Below are 18,472 nucleotides of genomic sequence, written 5' to 3'. Positions count from 1 at the left end.
CCTTGTAGTTCGAAAAGGGTTCTATCAGACGATGTTCAACAGATAATCTGCATACAAATCAGCTTCAAACGAACTGATTTCAGTTGTTATTGTTTTAATGCCGCGACCCGGCCTCTCTGGTAAACTGCGATTTTTCTTCCCAGTCGATGAGGTTCACGTGATCGCGCAACGCGCCTTGCTGTACTTTCGTGACTTTATGGTCATCGTCGCCTGCCTGCTGGCAGGCAAATCCGTGGCAGCCATCCTGCCGTTCGCCTTTCCCGGCAGCATCATCGGCATGCTGCTGCTCTTCGTGCTGCTCTCCCTGCAGCTGATCAAGCTGCATTGGGTCGAGCTGGGGGCAGGCTTGCTGCTGCGCCACATGGGCGTGCTGTTCGTGCCGGTTGCAGTCGGACTGGTGGCCTGGCTTGAGCCCCTGCGCCAATCCTTCGGCGTCATCATGCTCTGCATCGTGCTCGGGATCGTGTTGATCCTCGCCACCGTCGGTCGGCTCTACCAGAGGATGAACAAATGATCTTCTGGCTCGCCATTCCCTTAACGCTCGCGCTCTATTTCGCCACCCGCGCCCTCTATCGCCGCCTGCCCTGGCCCATCATCAACCCTGTGCTGGTGCCGACCGCGGTGATCATCGGCCTGCTGCTCTGGTTCGATCTGCCCCTTGAGCAGTACGAGCGCGGCAGCAGCCCCATTACCATGCTGCTGGAGCCCGCCGTGGTGGCGCTGGCGCTGCCGCTCTATCAACAGGCGCGCCAGATCCAGGCCAAGCTCAAGCCCATCCTAATCTGTACCCTCGCCTCCGTCTTGATCTCGGTGTGCACAACCCTGCTGATCGGTCATTTTATGGGCACAGATCCGGCGCTGCTCGCCTCATTGGCCACCAAATCCATCACCACCCCGCTCGCCATGAGCGTCAGCCAGTCCATCGGCGGCATTCCCGCCATCGCGGCCGCCGTGGTGGTGGTGGTAGGGATTGTCGGCGCCCTGATCGGCTACCCGCTGCTCAGATTGTTCAAAGTGACCGATCCGGAAGCGCAAGGGCTCGCGATGGGGGCCTGTGCCCACGCCATCGGCACAGCTACTTCCGCCGAGAAGGGGATCACCCAGGGGGCCTTTGCATCGCTCGCCATGGTGGTGTGCGGGATCCTCACCGCTGCCGTCGCGCCGCTGCTGTTTGCCATCTATCACTGGCTGATCTGATCACCCCATTGACCACCAGTTGACCATTCCGGGGGGCCTGCTGGCCTCTCGGGGTGCGACCTGCCGCACAATTTGCACAAGACAAACGTTTCCATTACCATCCCCCTCCGTTTGCCCATCAGGGCGTGAGCCTGCTCACACATTTACCCGAGCTTGCTCCCTACAATGGCCGCCCAATTGGCCTTTGAGGACACACTATGCATCCCCGTTTTGCCAAGCCATTCGATACCCTCTCTGCCCCGCTCAAAGCAGCCGTGCAGCCCATGCTGGATAGTGCCGACTTCAACGCCCGCTTCACGCCGGAGCAAGTCGCCACCCTGAAAGCCGCCACAGGTCTCGATGATCGCGCCCTGCGTCTCGCCCTATTGCCGCTGGCTGCTGCCTGCTCGGTGGCCCCCATCTCCAAATTTTACGTCGGTGCCATCGCCTGCGGCCTGAGCGGCACCTGGTACTTCGGTGCCAACATGGAGTTCGCGGGGCAAGGGTTGTTCCACTCGGTTCACGCCGAGCAGTCCGCCATCTCCAACGCCTGGCTGGGTGGCGAGACCGGGATCTCTGAAATCACCGTCAACTACACCCCCTGCGGCCACTGCCGTCAGTTCATGAACGAGCTGAGCACCGCCAAGATCCTGAAAGTCTCCCTGCCCGATGACCTGAGCGCCCTGCAATCCTTCCTGCCCCACTCGTTTGGGCCGGCAGATCTCGACATCACGGATGCGCTGATGAGCCCGCAGGATCACGCAGAGCTTGAGCTTCAAAGCGAAGACCCGCTGTGGCAAGCCGCACTGGCCGCCGCCCGTCAAAGCTATGCCCCCTATAGCCAGGGCTATGCCGCGGTGGCGCTGCAGTTTGCCGATGGCCGCATCTTCTCTGGCCGCTACGCCGAGAACGCCGCCTTCAACCCCAGCCTGCCGCCGATGCAGATGGCCTGCGCCCATGCGGTGCTTAACGGCGAAGATCTCGCCACCATCCGCCGCGCCGTGCTGCTGGAGAACAAAAACGGCCAGATCAGCCAGCGTGACTCCACCCAGTCCACTCTTAAGGCGCTGGGCTCGGTCGAGCTGGAGTATCAGGCGGTCTGACCCGGTTTGCGTCGATAAACGAAAGCCCCCGCACCTTGGTGCGGGGGCTTTTTTACTGGGCCGTTTAACCGGGAGCGACCGGTGATCTGCACAGTTTGGCGCGGTTGATCACCCAGTCTGACCGGTTGCTGATCAGACCGGTTTCAGCCGCGCGGTGAAGTGGCGCAGCAGCGGCGGCTCGTAGTCAAAGGTGAGCCCGCGAATGTCGCTGGCCCGCGCTTTCACCGCGATCAGGCAGTCGGCCACATAGTCCATGTGATCCCGGGTGTAGACCCGGCGCGGAATGGTGAGACGCAGCAGCTCAAAATCCGCCGCCTCCTGCTTGCCGGTGGCGGGATCGCGCCCCAGCAGCAGGGAGCCAATCTCCACCCCGCGCACGCCCCCTTCCAGATAGAGCTCGCAGGCGAGCGCATGGGCCGGGAACTGCTCGGCCGGAATATGGGGCAACAGCTTTTTGGCATCGACAAAGACCGCATGACCGCCGGTGGGGGTCTGGATCGGGATGCCAGCCTCGGCCAGCCGCTCACCGAGATAGGCCACCTGACTGATGCGATAGGTGAGATACTCCTCATCCATCCCCTCGCGCAGGCCGATGGCGAGCGCCGCCATGTCCCGCCCGGCAAGGCCGCCATAGGTGACAAACCCCTCCATTGCCACGCAGCGCACCTGCACCGCGCGAAACAGGTCGAGATCCTCTTTAAAGCAACACAACCCGCCGATATTGACCAACCCATCCTTCTTGGCCGACATGGTGAAGATGTCCCCCAGCGCGAACATCTGGCGCACTATCTCCTTGATGCTGCACTTGGCATAGGCCGGGTCCCGCTCCTTGATAAACCAGGCGTTCTCGGCGAAGCGGGCGGCGTCGATCACCACCGGAATCTGGTGACGATGGGCCAACTCGGAGACCGCCTCCATATTGGCCATGGAGACCGGCTGGCCGCCGGCGCTGTTGCAGGTCACCGTGATGATGATGCCGGCTACATTGGCGGCCCCCAGGGTCTCGATGGTGTCGCTCAGGCGAGGGAGATCAAAATCCCCCTTCCAGGCATAGGGGGCGGTGGTGTCGAGCGCTTTCGGGGTGAGCAGGTTGATGGCCCGCGCGCCAGCCAACTCCACGTGGGCCTTGGTGGTATCGAAGTGATAGTTGGAGATAAACACCGGCGCCTTGCCCTTGCAGCGCTTGACCAGCTCGGGGAAGAGGATCTGCTCGGCCCCGCGCCCTTGGTGGGTGGGCATCACATGCTGGTAACCAAAAATGTCGCGCACCGCGCGCTCCAGCTCGACGAAGTTGCGGCTGCCCGCATAGGCCTCATCCCCCATCATGATGCCGGCCCACTGGCGATCGGACATGGCACCGGTGCCACTGTCGGTCAGCAGATCGATGTAGACATCTTCAGCCAGCAGCAGGAAGGGGTTCCAGCCAGCGGCCTCGAGGGCGGCACGGCGCTCGGCGCCAGTGGTCTGTTTGATGGGCTCGACCATCTTGATACGAAACGGCTCGGGTATACGACGCATAAAAGACTCCTCACCGGCGCGGGGCCAGTGTGTTTGAAATCGGGATTGGCAAAGAGGCCGGGGCGATCAGGGTCGTCCGGCTGACAAATTCAAACGGCGGGTGCCGCCAATCAGCGGTGAGGAAAGTCGAAGGTGAGAATGGGATCCCGGGTATACCAGTGGGCGAGCAGGCAAGCTGCCCGGGGCGTAGCTGTCATGATTGGCATCACTCCCCTCCATATCGGTTGTAGACAGTCGGTGGCCAACAAGATCCATTGATGGGTGCTGCCAGCGGGCAGCCTCGCCACGTTAACGGCTGGTTAATTGGCAAACAAGGGGCGCACCGACGGGCTGTGCGCCAGCTCACAAAGTGGGCATCTGCGCGGCAAACCGGCAGCGAGGTTGATCCGTCCACGCCCCCGCTTCGTTATTCTCCCTACCCACACGTCACATCCCCCATCAGCCAAGGCCGGAAGCCATCATGCATCGCAAACCCCATCTGCCCGAGAAGATCTGCCCCGTCTGCCAGCGCCCCTTCAGCTGGCGGCGCAAGTGGGCGCGCAGCTGGGAGGCGGTTCGCTACTGCAGCGAGCGCTGTCGCCACGCTCGTCACAGCAGCCAGCAACCTGAGGGGGAGCGAGTCTGATGGAGCTGCGCCTGATTCTCGGCGATCAGCTGAACGCCGGTCACAGCTGGTTTCGCACCCCGGATCCGGCAATCTGCTATCTGATGGCAGAGCTGCGCCAGGAGACCGACTACTGCCGCCACCATCGCCAGAAGGTGCTGGCCTTCTTTGCCGCCATGCGCGCCTTCGCAGCAGCACTCACCCAAGCGGGCCACCGCGTCTGTTACCTGACCCTGGATGAGAGCGCCCGCTGGCCCGACTTGCCCAGCTTGCTGGAGGCTCAACTCGAAGCACACCAGGCCGACAGCTTTGCCTGGCAGAGCCCGGACGAGTGGCGCCTCGCCAACCAGTTGAAAAGCTGGGCGGCGGGCCTGGCCATCCCTGCCACTGAAGTGGAGAGCGAACATTTTCTCACTCCCCGCGATGGCTGGCAGCGCTACCCCCACAGCCGGATGGAGTTCTTCTACCGCGCCCTGCGAAAGCAATATCAAGTGCTGCTCGATGAGCGCGGCCAACCTCTTGGCGGGCGCTGGAATTTTGATGACGAGAACCGCGCCAAACTGCAGGCTAGCCAGCCAATCCCGACGCCCCTCACCTTTGCCAATGAGGTGAGCGAGATTGACGCCATGCTGACCCGCCACGGGGTCAGCACCATCGGCGAAGCGGATGCCAGCCAACTGCCGTGGCCCATCACCCGGCGCCAGAGTCGCGAGCTGCTGGCCCATTTTCTCGCCCACTGCCTGCCCCACTTTGGCCGCTATCAGGATGCCCTGAGCGAGCGGGGCTGGAGCCTGTTTCACAGCCGACTGTCGTTTTCCCTCAATAGCAAGATGCTTCATCCGCTTGAGGTGATTCGGGCCGCCGAGACCCACTGGCAAGCCAATCAGGCAACCATCACGTTGGCGCAGGTGGAGGGGTTTATCCGCCAGATCCTCGGCTGGCGCGAGTTTGTGCGCGCCCTCTATTGGGAGAAGATGCCGGACTACAAGCAGACCAATTTTCTCGTGGCCAACCGGCCGCTGCCCGGTTTCTTCTGGAATGGAGAAACCTGGATGGCCTGCGTGCGCCACGCCATCAACCAATCCCTTGAGCACGGTTACGCCCACCATATCCAGCGGCTGATGGTGACAGGCAACTTTGCCCTGCTGACGGGGATCCATCCTGACGAGGTGGATGCCTGGTATCTCGGTATCTATGTGGATGCCATCGAGTGGGTGGAGCTGCCCAACACCCGCGGCATGAGCCAATTTGCCGATGGCGGCCTGATGGGCAGCAAGCCCTACGCCAGCAGCGGCGCTTATCTCGAGCGAATGGGCCACTACTGTAAGGGGTGCCACTATCAGGTCAAAGCCCGCCACGGCGACGGAAGTTGCCCCTTCAACAGCCTCTACTGGCACTTTCTCTGGCGCAATCGGGACACACTGGGCGGCAATCCCCGCCTCGCCCTCCCCTATGCCAACTGGGATGGCCAAGCCGCAGAACAACAGCAGGCCATTCTGGCAACGGCGGAGCAGTACCTTATCAAGCTGGAGCAGTTGTAAGCGGGCCATGTCACCTGGCACATTCACACTGACAACAACGCAGCGATTTACGCTGGCAATCAGGCTCACCATCGCACCAAACACCAGCTTGTAACAGGCAAGCAGACGGAGATCCCAATCCTGCGTAGAGCGGTTGAATATCCTGTGGCGGCTGATTATGGTGGTGGCCACATCAAGGTTTCCATCAACCAAACATCAGAAAAACGAGTCTAAGGAAAGACGATATGGAGATAGTGGTTCTCGGTGGCGGCGTAATTGGGGTAACCAGCGCCTGGTATCTGGCCAAAGCGGGTCACAAGGTGACCCTGCTGGAGCGACAAGGGGGCGTCGCCCTTGAAACCAGCCATGCCAACGCCGGGCAGATATCCCCGGGTTATGCGGCCCCTTGGGCGGCCCCCGGCATTCCCCTCAAGGCCGCCAAGTGGATGCTGCAAAAGCATGCCCCCTTCACCGTGCGCCCCACTGCCGATCCCTTCCAGCTACGCTGGATGCTCAGAATGCTCGCCAACTGCACCCCGACCGCCTATGCCACCAACAAGGGGCGCATGGTGCGTCTGGCCGAATACAGCCGCGACTGCATGAAGCTGCTGCGTGACGAGCTGAACATCGATTACGAAGGGCGCCAGCTCGGCACCCTGCAGCTGTTTCGCAGCCAGTCCCAGCTCGATGCCAGCCAGCGCGATATCGAGGTGCTGGAGGAGTATGGCGTCCCCTACCAGTCGCTGGATGCCAGCGGCTGCGAAGCGGCAGAGCCTGCGCTGGTGCGGGTGCGCGGCAAAATCGTCGGCGGCTTGCATCTGCCCGGCGACGAGACCGGCGACTGCTTCCGCTTCACCAAGGCCCTTGCCCTTGAAGCCGAGAAGCTCGGGGTCAAGTTCGTCTTCAACTGCGACATCGACGAGATTGAGCAAGCCCGCGGCCGCGCCGTGGCAGTACGGGCGGGCGAGCAGCGCTATCGCGCCGATGCCATCGTCTGTGCGCTCGGCAGCTATGCCACCGGCTTTTTGCGGCCGCTGCTGCGCCCGCTCGGGCTGGAGCTGCCGGTCTATCCGGTCAAGGGCTACTCCCTCACCCTGCCGATGATCAACGCCGAGGCCGCGCCGCGCAGCACCGTGCTGGACGAGACCTACAAGGTGGCCATCACCCGCTTTGACGAGCGGATCCGGGTCGGCGGCATGGCGGAGCTGTCGGGCTACAACCTCGCCTTGAATCCGAGACGCCACGACACCCTGGCGATGGTGGTCGGCAATCTCTTCCCCGAAGGGGGCGATATCAGCCAAGCCGAGTTCTGGACCGGGCTGCGTCCCATGACGCCGGATGGCACCCCGCTGGTGGGGCCGAGCCCCATTCCCGGCCTCTGGCTCAATACCGGCCACGGCACCCTGGGCTGGACCATGGCGGCCGGTTCGGGTCAGCTGTTGTGCGATCTTATCAGCGGCAGCGAGCCCGCCATTAGCGATGAGGGGCTTACTCTGGCCCGTTACGGCTAGACGCCCACACAGTCGGGCTGTTTCACACGCCAACTGCGACCCCAGACAACAGCAGAGGACGTGCTCAACCGCTTTATTGACAGGCCACCGCCAAAAACGGTGGCCTTTTCGTCTGATGTTGACCTGCTCCCTCCCCGTCTGCCTGAGCGGTAGTCTGGCTGCCGGTTAATGCAGCAAACGGCACAGAATATTGCGCAATTCGACTTGCGCAAGCCGCCACAATCCGTAATGTGGATAGACGCATTTTTCGCAGCGCATATTTTTTAAATGGCCTGTAAACCGCTTGTAAACAGGCGTCGCCAGACAAGGGGTTACGGGTGTCACCACGAGTTTCTTTAGCAGCAATCCAGGGTAGGACAATATGAAAAAAGTAGGTTTGGTCGGTTGGCGTGGCATGGTGGGATCGGTTCTGATGAGCCGGATGCAGGAAGAGCAGGATTTCGCCCATATTCAACCCACCTTCTTCACCACCTCCCAGGCCGGTGAGGCCGCACCCAACTTCGGCGTCGATGCCGGTACTCTGCAAGACGCCTTCGATATCGAGGCGTTAGCCAAGCAGGATATCATCATCACCGCCCAAGGCGGCGACTACACCAAGGATGTCTATCCGCGTCTGAAAGCCGCTGGCTGGCAGGGCTACTGGATTGACGCCGCCTCCTCCCTGCGGATGGAGAAAGACGCCGTCATCATTCTGGATCCGGTCAACGGCGATGTGATTGAACAGGCCCTGAACGATGGCATCAAGACCTTCGTCGGCGGCAACTGCACCGTCAGCCTGATGCTGCTGGCCCTCGGCGGCCTGTTCAAGGCCGATCTGGTGGAGTGGGTGAGCGTAGCTACCTATCAGGCTGCCTCCGGTGGCGGTGCCCGTCATATGCGCGAGCTGGTCACCCAGATGGGCATGCTGCGTGACGAAGTGGCGGTTGAGCTGGCGGATCCCGCCTCCGCCATTCTCGATATCGAGCGCAAGATCACCGAGAAGACCCGCTCCGGCACCCTGCCGGTGGACAACTTCGGCGTGCCGCTGGCCGGTGGCCTTATCCCCTGGATCGATACCAAGCTCGACAACGGCCAGAGCCGTGAAGAGTGGAAGGGGCAGGCCGAGACCAACAAGATTTTGGGTATCGAGAACGCCGTCATTCCGGTGGATGGTCTGTGCGTGCGGATCGGCGCCCTGCGCTGCCACAGCCAAGCGTTCACCATCAAGCTGAAAAAGGATGTGCCGCTGGCGGAAATTGAAGCGCTGCTGGCTGCCCACAACGACTGGGTGAAAGTGATCCCCAACGATCGCGATATCACCGCCCGCGAGCTGACTCCGGCGGCCGTTACCGGCACCCTCAGCATTCCGGTGGGTCGTCTGCGCAAACTCAATATGGGCCCTGAGTATCTGGCCGCCTTTACCGTGGGTGACCAGCTGCTGTGGGGCGCCGCCGAGCCGCTGCGCCGCATGCTGCGTATCCTGCTGGCGCGCTAATCCGCAAGCTATAGGCAGATACAACAAGGGCGGGGAGTCACACTCCCCGCCCTTTTTTATTGCCAGTTTTTATAAGCCCTTTAGCAGGCTCTCACTCTTGCAGTCACTTAAAGCAGAATGCGCTGACAGCCGCTGTAGATCTCGGCCCGCCCGGGACGGCAAAAGCCCACCAGGGTGAGGCCGGTCTGCTCGGCCCGCTCGACCGCAAGCTCGGTGGCGGCCGAGATGGCGAGCAATATTTCCACTCCGGCGCTGGCGCACTTTTGCACCATCTCGAAGCTGGCGCGGCTGGTCACCAGAATGGCGCCGTCACGGCGACCCGTGCGGCACAGATGGCCCACCAGCTTGTCCAGAGCGATATGGCGTCCCACATCCTCGCGAATAGCGAGAATGTTGCCTTCCCCATCCAGATGCACAGCCGCATGGGTGGCGCCGGTGCGCTGACCCAGCAGCTGGAGCGGACGCAGCGCGCTCAGCACCTTGTCGATATGGCCAACCGCCAGACGCTGACTGTCGGGCAAGCTTGGCTGGGTGCGGATCACCTGCTCCAGACTCTCGCTGCCACAGATGCCGCAACCGGTGCGCCCCGCCAGGGTGCGCCGCTTCTCTTTGAGGCGGTGAACGCAGCGATTGGCCAGGGTGATATGCAGCTCAATCCCCTGACAGCCCTCAATCTGCTCGATGTCGTGGATATCGAGCAGGCTGTCGATGATCCCCTCGGATAGCGAAAATCCGATGGCAAAATCCTCCAGATCGGAGGCCGAGCACATCATCACGCTGTGGGCGATGCCGTTGTAGACCAGCGCCACCGGCGTCTCGGAGGGGAGCGCCATTTCGCTGTCGCAGGTCAGCGCATCGGCGCGGTAGTGCACCACCTCGCGGTGGATAGCGCAGCGGGCCAGCTCGTTCTGTTCTCTCTGCTCGCACTGTTCGTTCTGTTTTTGCTCGCTCCGCTCACTCCGCGCCTCAAGCTCAATTACCTCTCTCATGGTGCGACCCCATCAATGATCTCGGGATCTCTGGCCGAAATGCCGAGCCGCTTCATTTTCGAGAGCAAGGTGGTGCGCTTCATGCCAAGGCGGTTGGCCGCTCCTCGCTCGCCAGCGACGATGCCGTTGCAGTCACGCAGGGCAGCGATGATCGCCTCGCGCTCATCAATCGGCCCCTCCTCGGCAAAGAGCGGCGTGGCGGGCTCGTCATAAACCAGAGTCTCGATCTTGTGGTAACCCTTGAGGGGCATCAGCTCATCGGGCGAGAGGTTGAGCACATGGCCGCGGGTCATCACCACAGCGCGCTCGATGACGTTCTCCAGCTCGCGGATATTGCCGTACCAGGGCAGCGACACCAGCATTTTCATGGCATCGGCGGGGATCGAGGTGATGGTGCGGCGCATCCGCTTGGCGATCTTCTTGATAAAGAAATTGACCAAGAGCGGAATATCCTCGCGCCGCTCCCGCAGCGGCGGCAGCTCGATGGGAAAGACATTGAGGCGATAGTAGAGATCGCTTCTGAAACGCTTGTTCTTGACCATGGAGAGCAGATCGCAGTTGGTGGCGGCCACCAACCGCACATCCACTGCTATGGGGTTGCTGTTACCCACCCGCTCCAACTCGTGCTCCTGCAATACCCGCAAGAGTTTGGGCTGCAAGTCCAGCGGCATATCCCCCACTTCGTCGAGGAACAGGGTGCCCTTGTGGGCCCGCTCGAAACGGCCGATGCGCTGGGTCAGGGCACCGGTAAAGGCCCCCTTCTCGTGGCCAAAGAGATCGCTCTCGATAAGGCCGGTGGGAATGGCGGCGCAGTTCACCTTCACCATCTCGTGGTCGTGGCGGGCACTCAGGGCGTGAATGGCCTGGGCGATCAGCTCCTTGCCGGTGCCGGTCTCGCCGAGGATCAGCACGGTACTGTCGCTCTCGGCCACCAGCCGCACCTTCTCCAGCACACTCTCCATCACCGCGCTCTGGTAGATGATGTGGGGGAAGTCCCCCTGCATCTGCGGCTCGTTGATGCGAATGGTCTTCTCTTTGGCACCGTTGGTGTTGGAGATCTCCTGCTGCGCCTGCACGTTGTTCATGGCAATGGCGGTGCGCGCCGCCACCTGCTCCAGCAGAGAGATATCGATATCGGCAAAGAAGTCGGCGTTGGGGTGCGAGAGGATCAACACCCCCAGCAGGTTGCCCCGATAGCGCAGCGGCAAAATGCAGGAGCTGTCGGCCTCGGGCGGCAGGATCTGGGAGGTAAAGCGGCAGCGATTGCCGCAGCCGTGGCCGTGTTCGCGATAGACAAAAAACGGCTCGCTGTGGCCAAGGGCCCCCTGCAGGCACTTCTTTTCGAAACAGGAGTGATCGATGATGCCCGGCTGATCGCTCTGGTGCTGATTGACCAGATAGCTCTTGAAGCTGTCGGAGGTGGCGTTGTACTCCGCCAGACACAAGCTGCTGATGCCAAAGTGGTGGTGCAGGATGGCAAACAGGCTCTTGGGCAGCTCGGCGATGCGCACCAGTTTGATTACCGCGTTGGTCACATCCACCAGAATTTTGCAGCTGTCGCGCTCAAGACGCAGGGAGTTGGCCTGCTCCAGGGTGCGCTCCTTGTCGAGCACGTTCTCCAGCGCAATGGCGATAATGGCCGCCAGCTGGGTCAGCTTGGCGAGCGTCTCCATGGTGAAACTGTCGAGCTGGGTGTTGATAAACTCGACCCCACCCAGATGGCTGCGGGCGGTGGTGATGGGGAGCTGGCAGTAGGAGCGCAGCCCCCCGTAGACCCCTTCGCGATCCAGTGCCGGGCAGCGATTCTCAAAGCGGGCGGCAGCGAGAATGATGGCCTGTTCCGGGGTCTCTTTGGTAGGTCGGGGGGAGAGGTGCAGCTCTGCCTTGGGGCAGACCAGATGCTTTGGGCCGGACTGTCCCATGAAGTAGAAGATGGCCTCCTCGTCCGCACCCATGTTGAGGATCAGGTTGACCCGGGTCACGCCGCCGAAGCTGGCATCTATCTTGTTGAGTTTGTGGATAAAATCATCGAGCGTCACGGCCGACAGGAGGGATTTGGAGAGCAGGAGGAAACCGTCGTCCCAGATGGGAGAGATCTCGTCCAGGGGGATGGCACTCACATTTAGCATTGCGGCCTCACGTTATATCGATTTAGTCACCAGTCAGGCTGTCCATGCCATCACATCACGACAAGTACCCGTCACCAAAATAAATAGCCGCAGCCCGTAAAAGCGGCTGCCAATAAGAAAAGCGGTGACGAAAATTGTCGCATGTTGCAATTCCAGAGTTGTTATTAACGAACGACAACAAAAAGTAACATCGTTATCGGGGGATATATTGGAATGGCGACTCATCATAGATGAGCTCAAATTTCATTACAATCCGATTTAATATATCTGATGGCCATATTTAACCGGTTATTTCATCAGTTCTTGATCTCAATTAAGGCGCCCGAAAAGTGGGCCGCCGTCAACTGTCAGATCTGCCTCTCCTCTTCGCTGACTGCGGGATTCGAGATGGCGTTTGCAACCCATCCATCGGCAGTTTATGAGGTGATGATCCGGCTGTGGCAGCACTTCAGGCCACCGAAGATAAAGATGGCTGACAGGCTCTGGAAGGCCATCAGCAGCCAGCTGGCGTTGTCGGCAAGCTCAACCGAGACGCACTGGTGAGTGAGGTAGACCAGCAGGGTGATCCCCCCCAGCAGCAGGCAGTTGATCAAGGTGGTGGAGATAAACCCGATCAGCCAGGCACTGGAAATACTCAAGGCGGAAAATACGCTGCCCATGGCGAGCCGTGCTGCCATAAAACAGCCGAAAAAACCGAAGCCGAGCAGATATATCATCTCGTCGCGCCAAATATAGCAACCTATTCCCAGCAATATCGCCGCCAGATAGGTGCCAATATAGAAAATTCCGAATAAGCGACCAATTTCATGTTGCATCATTTATCCCCTTTTTTGGGTAATAAAAGGGTGCCCGACTCGATAAATCCGAGTCGGGTTCCCTTATTTGTGCAGAACCTCTTTTTTAGGGCGATCAGCCTTTGGCTGCGCTGCGCAATTTCGCCTTGAGCGCGCTGTATTCAGTCTGGACGTACACTTCCGCCTCAGGCTGATTGTCGATGCGCTCTATCTTCACCGCGCAGTACTTGTACTCCGGCGTGTGGGAGACGGGATCGACGTGCTCGATGGTGAGCTCGTTGCAGGCCCCGATCCACCACTGGTAGGTCATGTAGACCACCCCGGCGTTGACCCGGTCGTTGTAGTTGGCCCGGGTGATCACCTTGCCACGGCGCGACGAGATCCAGACCAGCGCCTGATCCTTCACCCCGAGCTTTTTGGCATCGCTCGGGTGGATCTGCACATAGCCCGGCTCATCGGCCAGGGTCTGCAGCGCCGAGCAGTTGCCGGTCATGGAGCGGCAGGAGTAGTGACCCACCTCGCGCACGGTGGAGAGCACCAGCGGGTACTCCGCACAGGGCTGCTCCAGCGGCGGCCGCCACTCGGAGGCAATCAGCTGACCCTTGCCGCTCGGGGTAGTGAACACATTCCCCTCGAACAATGTACTGGTGCCCGGGTGATCCTCGGTCGGACAGGGCCACTGCACGCTCTTGAGATCGGCCATCTTGTCGTAGCTGACCCCGGCGTAGAGCGGGCAGAGCGCACGCATCTCATCCCAGATCTCTTCGGTGTTGTGGTACTCCATGGGATAACCCATGGCGGTCGCCATCAGCGAGAAGATCGCCCAGTCCGGCTTCACGTTCTCAGGGGGCGTCACCGCCTTGTAGAAGCGCTGGAAGCCGCGATCCGCCGAGCTGTAGACCCCTTCGTGCTCGCCCCAGCTGGTGGCGGGCAGAATGACGTCGGCCATCTCGGCGGTCTGGGTCATGAAGATATCCTGCACGATCACCAGCTCCATCCCCGCCAGAGTGCGGCGGAACTGACCCAGATCTGCCTCGGTCTGGGCCGGATCTTCACCGAAGATGTAGAAGGCCTTGCACTTGCCCTCCTCCACCTTGTGGCCAAGCTCGGTCAGGCGATAGCCGGGCTTTTGGGAGAGCGACTCCACGCCCCACGCCTTGGCGAACTTGGCGCTGATGGCAGGATCGGCCACCGACTGATAACCCGGGAACTGGTGCGGCAGCATCCCCATGTCACAGGTGCCCTGCACGTTGTTCTGACCGCGCACCGGCCCGCAACCGGTGCCGCGACGACCGAAGTTGCCGGTCAGCAACGCCAGACCCGCCAGCCCCTTGACCACATCCACCGCCTGACCGTACTGGGTCACCCCCATGCCCCACAGGATCATGGACGCAGGCGACTCGGCATAGGTGCGAATGGCGGCGCGGATATCGGCGGCTTTGAGGCCAGTGATCCCCTCCACATATTCCGGGGTGTACTTGGCCACCGTCGCCTTGAAGGTCTCGAACCCTTCGGTGTAGTTGGCGACAAAGGCTTTGTTATAGAGCCCTTCATTGATCAACACGTTGGCGAAGGCGTTAACCAGCGCCATATTGGAACCGTTTTTGAGCGGCAGCCACTGATCGGCGATGCGGGCGGTCTCCACCATACGGGGATCACACACAATCACCTTGGCCCCGTTTGCCTTCGCCTTGAGGATATGGCGGGCGACGATGGGGTGAGAGTCAGCAGCGTTGTAACCAAACACCAGCAGGCACTTGGTCTCTTGAATTTCGGGAATGGCGTTGCTCATGGCGCCGTTGCCTACAGTTGTCTCCAGACCGGAGACTGAGGGTGCGTGTCACACCCTCGCGCAGTGGTCGACGTTGTTCGTCCCAATCACCGCACGGGCAAATTTCTGCATCACATAGTTGGCTTCATTGCCGGGGCCACGGGCAGAGCCGGTGGTCATGATGGCGTCCGGGCCATATTTCGCCTTGATGGCGGAGAGACGGCTGCTGGCGAACTCGATCGCTTCATCCCAGGAGACCGCCTCGAACTTGCCACCGCGCTCGCGGCGGATCATCGGGCTCTTGAGACGGGGCGTCAGCAGGTTGGTGTCGTTCAAAAAATCCCAACCGTAATAGCCCTTGAGGCAGAGCTGCCCCTCGTTGGTCCGGCCGTTGGCGCCTTCGGCCCCCACCACCTTGTCGTTTTCAACCAGCAGGTTGATTTTGCAACCGGTGCCGCAATAGGGGCACACGGTAATGACTTTTTTCATGACTCACACTCTTGTTTGTTAACGAAAAACGGCTCGGCAAGCCCGCTCACACCCGCGCCGGCATCGCCAGCAGTGCCTCGGCACTGGCCAGCTGCTTCTGCCGGTTCAGGGTTTCAAGATGCTCCGGCGTGACCAGCCGCAGCGCCTGGGTCGGACACACCTCGACACAGGCCGGGCCCGCCTCGCGGTGACGGCAGAGATCGCACTTGAGCGCCTGCGCCTTGGTCTGCGGACGCTTGAAGAGCGAATCGGCAGCGGGTGCCACCTCTTTGAGCACCACCGCCATGGCGCCGTAAGGACAGGCCACCACGCAGGACTTGCAGCCGATGCAGCGCTCCTGCAACACCTTGACGCAACCATCCTCGCTGACGATGGCATTGTTCGGGCAGGCCATGGCGCACGGCTTGTCTTCACACTGGCGGCAGAGCACCGGCGTGGTCACCTTGCTGCCCACGATCACCTTCAGACGCGGCTGAAAGTAGCTGTCCCTGGAGACCAGATGTCCATCCTCGATGGCAAGATGCAGGCCGCCCTCCCGCTCAAGGGTCCCGCTGCAAGACCCTGACTGGTGTGAAACGGCGCAGGCCACCTCACAGGTACGACACCCAATACAGAGACTGGGATCTGCAATCACGAAGCTGTTCATAGAGAGGGATCCTAAATGGTTCGTTACACCGGGCCGCCCGCCGACAGGCAAAGAGGCGGCCAGCCCCCCACAAAGCATTTATCAGACCAAAATGGGCCAAGGGTGCGATAAAAATTCACAAGTAACTGAAAATAAAGGGTTAATTAGAAAGAGAAACGTGCTGCATGCCACAACTGACGAGGGTGACGACGGGGTGGGAAGTGTGATCGACACGACAAAAGTGACGAGCTCGACACCGGCTGACCAACCCCTGCCCCAGTCGTGTGACGGAACCATTCGAAGGAGTTTGCAACCAGGATCGGCCGCCCCAAACCGGACAAGTGGAGGAACGACATCCGGGGAGAAAAACCATACCAAGGATCCAAAATGGACTGTGCAGCACGCAAAAACGGCTTGGAGCGGCGGCCAAGTTGTTTGATTTTTCTATCTAGCTGGAAGGCAATCATCAAGTTAAACAGAACAGAAATGAGCCACTTATTGACTAATTTATTGAGCCAGAGCCGGTTTTAGGCCCCTGCCCCTTCTGTTTTCTATCCCTCCGGTTAATATGTGCCACTTGGCAACCAGCTCCGTTTATGCCACATGATTTTTGAAAAAATTTATATAGAACTGTAATTTTTCAGTAAGGAATCAATAATGAATGTCGTTGGCGCAAGATGGTGGAAATTTGATTTTCATACCCACTCACCGGCTTCTTGTGATTATGGGAAGGGGGATCACGACTTAAGATATAATAAAAATCCTAGAGAGTGGTTGCTCGACTTTATCTCAAACAATATAGAGTGTGTAGCAGTAACAGATCATAACACCGGTGAATGGGTTGATAAACTAAAAGATGCCGCAGAAACTTTAAGATCGGAAGGGCATTCAATATATATTTTCCCAGGGGTTGAAATTACCGCAAATTCAAATATTCATATTATTGGAATTTTTGATCCTACATTCACTAGCTCCGATATAAGTGCTATCGTAGGTGCGACAAAATTCAGAGGGACAAAAGGTGATAGTGATGCGGTTGCCGAAGAAAGTGCAGAGAATATAATACGAGAAATAGTACGTTCGGGTGGCGTTGCAATTCCTGCACACATTGATATGAAAGCAGGCCTTTGCCAGATTACATCCTCTAACACCATCAAACAAGCATGTGAATTATCTAATGCGGTTGAAATTATTTATCCAGATAAAGACACCGAGCCAAGTAGATTGTCACGGTTTAATAATCTCGACCTTGATTTACCTTCAATAATTGGCTCTGACTCTCATCACCCTAATGATATTAATCGTGCTTATACATGGGTAAAGATGTCTACCCCTTCTATTGATGGTTTAAAATTAGCTTTAGTTGATGGAGTATCGTCTTTAATTCGTTCTGATGCAGAATCAGGGAATCCCAATCAATACTCCAGCACCACTCTACACTCTATCACAATAAAAAATACAAAGTATGCTGGCAGAAAATCACCTTTAGAAATAACTTTCAATCCATGGTTGAATTCAATTATTGGTGGCAGAGGAAGTGGCAAATCCTCTGTTCTTGAATTTATCCGAATAGGAATGGATAGAAGCAAAGATCTTACTTTATTAAAACCTGATAATGAAATCAGACGTTCATTTGAAAGCTTTATTAAAACATCGGCATCTAGAGAATCAGAGGGGGTCCTACTTGATGACTCTGAAATAAGCTGCATTTATATTAGAGACAATATCCAATACAAGCTGAATTGGAATAAGTCGACCAACTCTGTATCAATTTCACGTAAGGATAATGATTCATGGATTTTAGAAAATGGTGAAGCACACTCTAGGTTCCCAATTAAAATATTCAGTCAGAAGCAAATTTTTGATTTAGCCAAAAACCCTAATGCACTTTTAAAACTAATGGATGAGTCATCTATTGTTAAAAGTCAGCAATGGAAAATGGATTGGGAGGATAAATGCTCACACTTTCTTACATTAAGCAGTCAAATTAGAGAGTTGAAATCTAGACTATCCAATAAAGATATTTTACTCGGTCAGCTATCTGATGTTGAACAGAAATTAAAAACTCTAGAGAACTCTGAAAATAAAGAGATTTTTAGTTTGTTTCAACAATTCAGCACAAAGAGGTCTATCGTAGCGAAATTAGAAAGTGATGTTGAGCTGTTAGCTAAGGATTTAAATGTCTATTTAACCTCAGCTAAAACTCCTGAAATTGATAGTGATGTGTTTGATGTTCATGCTGATTCAGAACTTCAAATCATAGAGGAAATGAATCAACTTTCAGATAAAGTTACATTATTTAAAACCGCAATTGAGTCGGCAGGCTCTGAACTTGAAAATGAGCTTGTAAAATTCAAGCTGTGGTATGCTGGCAGTAGTTTTAATCGAAAGCACATTGATGTTTACAATAAATACAATGAATTAATGACAACATTAAATACACAGGGAGTGAATAACCCTGCAGAATACTCTAAGTTAATAGATACGAAAAGCTCCTTAATTAAGTCAATTAATGAATTAACTGTTATTGAGTCAAAAATTGCTGACCTCAACCTTCAAATGAACTCTGCTTATGCCTCAATAGTAGAATTAAGAGGAAACCTTACTTATAACAGGTTACAATTTTTAAAAGAAAATATAAAAGAACAAAGTGGAATTAAAATTGAAATCACTCCTTTAGGTGATACTGAAACCGACATTCCGCACCTGATTTAGGAATAAATTTGCCGATAGCGCTCACCCAATACCTCCAAAATGATCTGCTGGTCT

General features: G+C 57.7%; 13 protein-coding genes and 1 pseudogene. 8 read left to right on the top strand and 6 right to left on the bottom strand.

What is annotated here, in order from left to right:
* Positions 1–157 precede the first annotated feature (157 nt).
* The 3 genes from OKC42_RS18645 to cdd all read left to right on the top strand — a co-directional run bounded on the left by OKC42_RS18645 (position 158) and on the right by cdd (position 2,279).
* Positions 158–514, top strand: a complete 357-nt coding sequence (locus OKC42_RS18645) for a CidA/LrgA family protein (protein ID WP_005333279.1) — start codon at positions 158–160, stop codon at positions 512–514.
* The gene (locus OKC42_RS18640; RefSeq protein WP_270820569.1) at positions 511–1,197 is read left to right on the top strand and encodes an LrgB family protein; all 687 of its coding nucleotides are present in this window, start codon (positions 511–513) and stop codon (positions 1,195–1,197) included. The genes OKC42_RS18645 and OKC42_RS18640 overlap by 4 nt, the downstream gene beginning before the upstream one ends.
* Positions 1,198–1,394: 197 nt before the next feature.
* On the top strand, positions 1,395–2,279 hold the full coding sequence (cdd, locus tag OKC42_RS18635; RefSeq protein ID WP_236323335.1) for a cytidine deaminase: 885 nt from the start codon (positions 1,395–1,397) through the stop codon (positions 2,277–2,279).
* A 132-nt stretch (positions 2,280–2,411) separates the two neighbouring features.
* Here cdd and OKC42_RS18630 read toward each other — a convergent pair whose 3' ends face one another.
* A complete protein-coding gene (locus OKC42_RS18630) occupies positions 2,412–3,797 on the bottom strand; it encodes a tryptophanase (protein ID WP_270820568.1) in 1,386 nt (461 codons plus the stop codon).
* Positions 3,798–4,257: 460 nt separating this feature from the next.
* Between OKC42_RS18630 and OKC42_RS18625 the strand changes: the two genes are divergently transcribed.
* The 4 genes from OKC42_RS18625 to asd all read left to right on the top strand — a co-directional run bounded on the left by OKC42_RS18625 (position 4,258) and on the right by asd (position 8,906).
* Complete coding sequence (locus OKC42_RS18625) at positions 4,258–4,422, top strand: DUF2256 domain-containing protein (RefSeq protein WP_123172992.1); 165 nt, start codon at positions 4,258–4,260, stop codon at positions 4,420–4,422.
* On the top strand, positions 4,422–5,942 hold the full coding sequence (locus OKC42_RS18620) for a cryptochrome/photolyase family protein (protein ID WP_270820567.1): 1,521 nt from the start codon (positions 4,422–4,424) through the stop codon (positions 5,940–5,942). The genes OKC42_RS18625 and OKC42_RS18620 overlap by 1 nt, the downstream gene beginning before the upstream one ends.
* A 194-nt stretch (positions 5,943–6,136) precedes the next feature.
* Positions 6,137–7,432 carry a D-amino acid dehydrogenase gene (locus tag OKC42_RS18615; protein WP_270820608.1) on the top strand — a complete coding sequence of 432 codons (1,296 nt, stop codon included), beginning with the start codon at positions 6,137–6,139 and terminating at the stop codon, positions 7,430–7,432.
* Between the two features lie 361 nt (positions 7,433–7,793).
* The gene (asd, locus tag OKC42_RS18610) at positions 7,794–8,906 is read left to right on the top strand and encodes an aspartate-semialdehyde dehydrogenase (RefSeq protein ID WP_005345266.1); all 1,113 of its coding nucleotides are present in this window, start codon (positions 7,794–7,796) and stop codon (positions 8,904–8,906) included.
* Positions 8,907–9,013: 107 nt separating this feature from the next.
* Here asd and fdhD read toward each other — a convergent pair whose 3' ends face one another.
* The 5 genes from fdhD to OKC42_RS18585 form a co-directional block, all read right to left on the bottom strand.
* Complete coding sequence (gene fdhD, locus OKC42_RS18605) at positions 9,014–9,895, bottom strand: formate dehydrogenase accessory sulfurtransferase FdhD (RefSeq protein ID WP_270820566.1); 882 nt, start codon at positions 9,893–9,895, stop codon at positions 9,014–9,016.
* Positions 9,892–12,024, bottom strand: coding sequence for a sigma 54-interacting transcriptional regulator (locus OKC42_RS18600; RefSeq protein WP_270820565.1), 2,133 nt, complete (start codon positions 12,022–12,024; stop codon positions 9,892–9,894). The genes fdhD and OKC42_RS18600 overlap by 4 nt, the downstream gene beginning before the upstream one ends.
* Positions 12,025–12,440: 416 nt before the next feature.
* Positions 12,441–12,839, bottom strand: a complete 399-nt coding sequence (locus tag OKC42_RS18595; protein ID WP_333563377.1) for a hypothetical protein — start codon at positions 12,837–12,839, stop codon at positions 12,441–12,443.
* Between the two features lie 94 nt (positions 12,840–12,933).
* Positions 12,934–15,078, bottom strand: coding sequence for a formate dehydrogenase subunit alpha (gene fdhF / locus OKC42_RS18590; protein ID WP_081376060.1), 2,145 nt, complete (start codon positions 15,076–15,078; stop codon positions 12,934–12,936).
* 46 nt (positions 15,079–15,124) lie between these two features.
* A complete protein-coding gene (locus tag OKC42_RS18585) occupies positions 15,125–15,724 on the bottom strand; it encodes a 4Fe-4S dicluster domain-containing protein (RefSeq protein ID WP_005333302.1) in 600 nt (199 codons plus the stop codon).
* Between the two features lie 636 nt (positions 15,725–16,360).
* Here OKC42_RS18585 and OKC42_RS18580 point away from each other — a divergent pair.
* A pseudogene (locus OKC42_RS18580) lies at positions 16,361–18,394 on the top strand (TrlF family AAA-like ATPase); the annotation flags it as partial.
* Positions 18,395–18,472: the final 78 nt, after the last annotated feature.

The sequence above is a fragment of the Aeromonas sp. Y311-2 genome (assembly GCF_027706025.1).
Taxonomy (GTDB): Bacteria; Pseudomonadota; Gammaproteobacteria; order Enterobacterales; family Aeromonadaceae; genus Aeromonas; species Aeromonas veronii.
This window is presented reverse-complemented; position numbering and strand designations above follow the sequence as displayed.

What these genes read in the sequence shown, in the direction of transcription:
- OKC42_RS18585 (WP_005333302.1), bottom strand. Translation starts at nt 15,724, where the DNA reads ATGAACAGCTTCGTGATTGCAGATCCCAGTCTCTGTATTGGGTGTCGT.
- OKC42_RS18625 (WP_123172992.1), top strand. Translation starts at nt 4,258, where the DNA reads ATGCATCGCAAACCCCATCTGCCCGAGAAGATCTGCCCCGTCTGCCAG.
- asd (WP_005345266.1), top strand. Translation starts at nt 7,794, where the DNA reads ATGAAAAAAGTAGGTTTGGTCGGTTGGCGTGGCATGGTGGGATCGGTT.
- OKC42_RS18595 (WP_333563377.1), bottom strand. Translation starts at nt 12,839, where the DNA reads ATGCAACATGAAATTGGTCGCTTATTCGGAATTTTCTATATTGGCACC.
- cdd (WP_236323335.1), top strand. Translation starts at nt 1,395, where the DNA reads ATGCATCCCCGTTTTGCCAAGCCATTCGATACCCTCTCTGCCCCGCTC.
- fdhD (WP_270820566.1), bottom strand. Translation starts at nt 9,895, where the DNA reads ATGAGAGAGGTAATTGAGCTTGAGGCGCGGAGTGAGCGGAGCGAGCAA.
- OKC42_RS18620 (WP_270820567.1), top strand. Translation starts at nt 4,422, where the DNA reads ATGGAGCTGCGCCTGATTCTCGGCGATCAGCTGAACGCCGGTCACAGC.
- OKC42_RS18640 (WP_270820569.1), top strand. Translation starts at nt 511, where the DNA reads ATGATCTTCTGGCTCGCCATTCCCTTAACGCTCGCGCTCTATTTCGCC.
- OKC42_RS18630 (WP_270820568.1), bottom strand. Translation starts at nt 3,797, where the DNA reads ATGCGTCGTATACCCGAGCCGTTTCGTATCAAGATGGTCGAGCCCATC.
- OKC42_RS18600 (WP_270820565.1), bottom strand. Translation starts at nt 12,024, where the DNA reads ATGCTAAATGTGAGTGCCATCCCCCTGGACGAGATCTCTCCCATCTGG.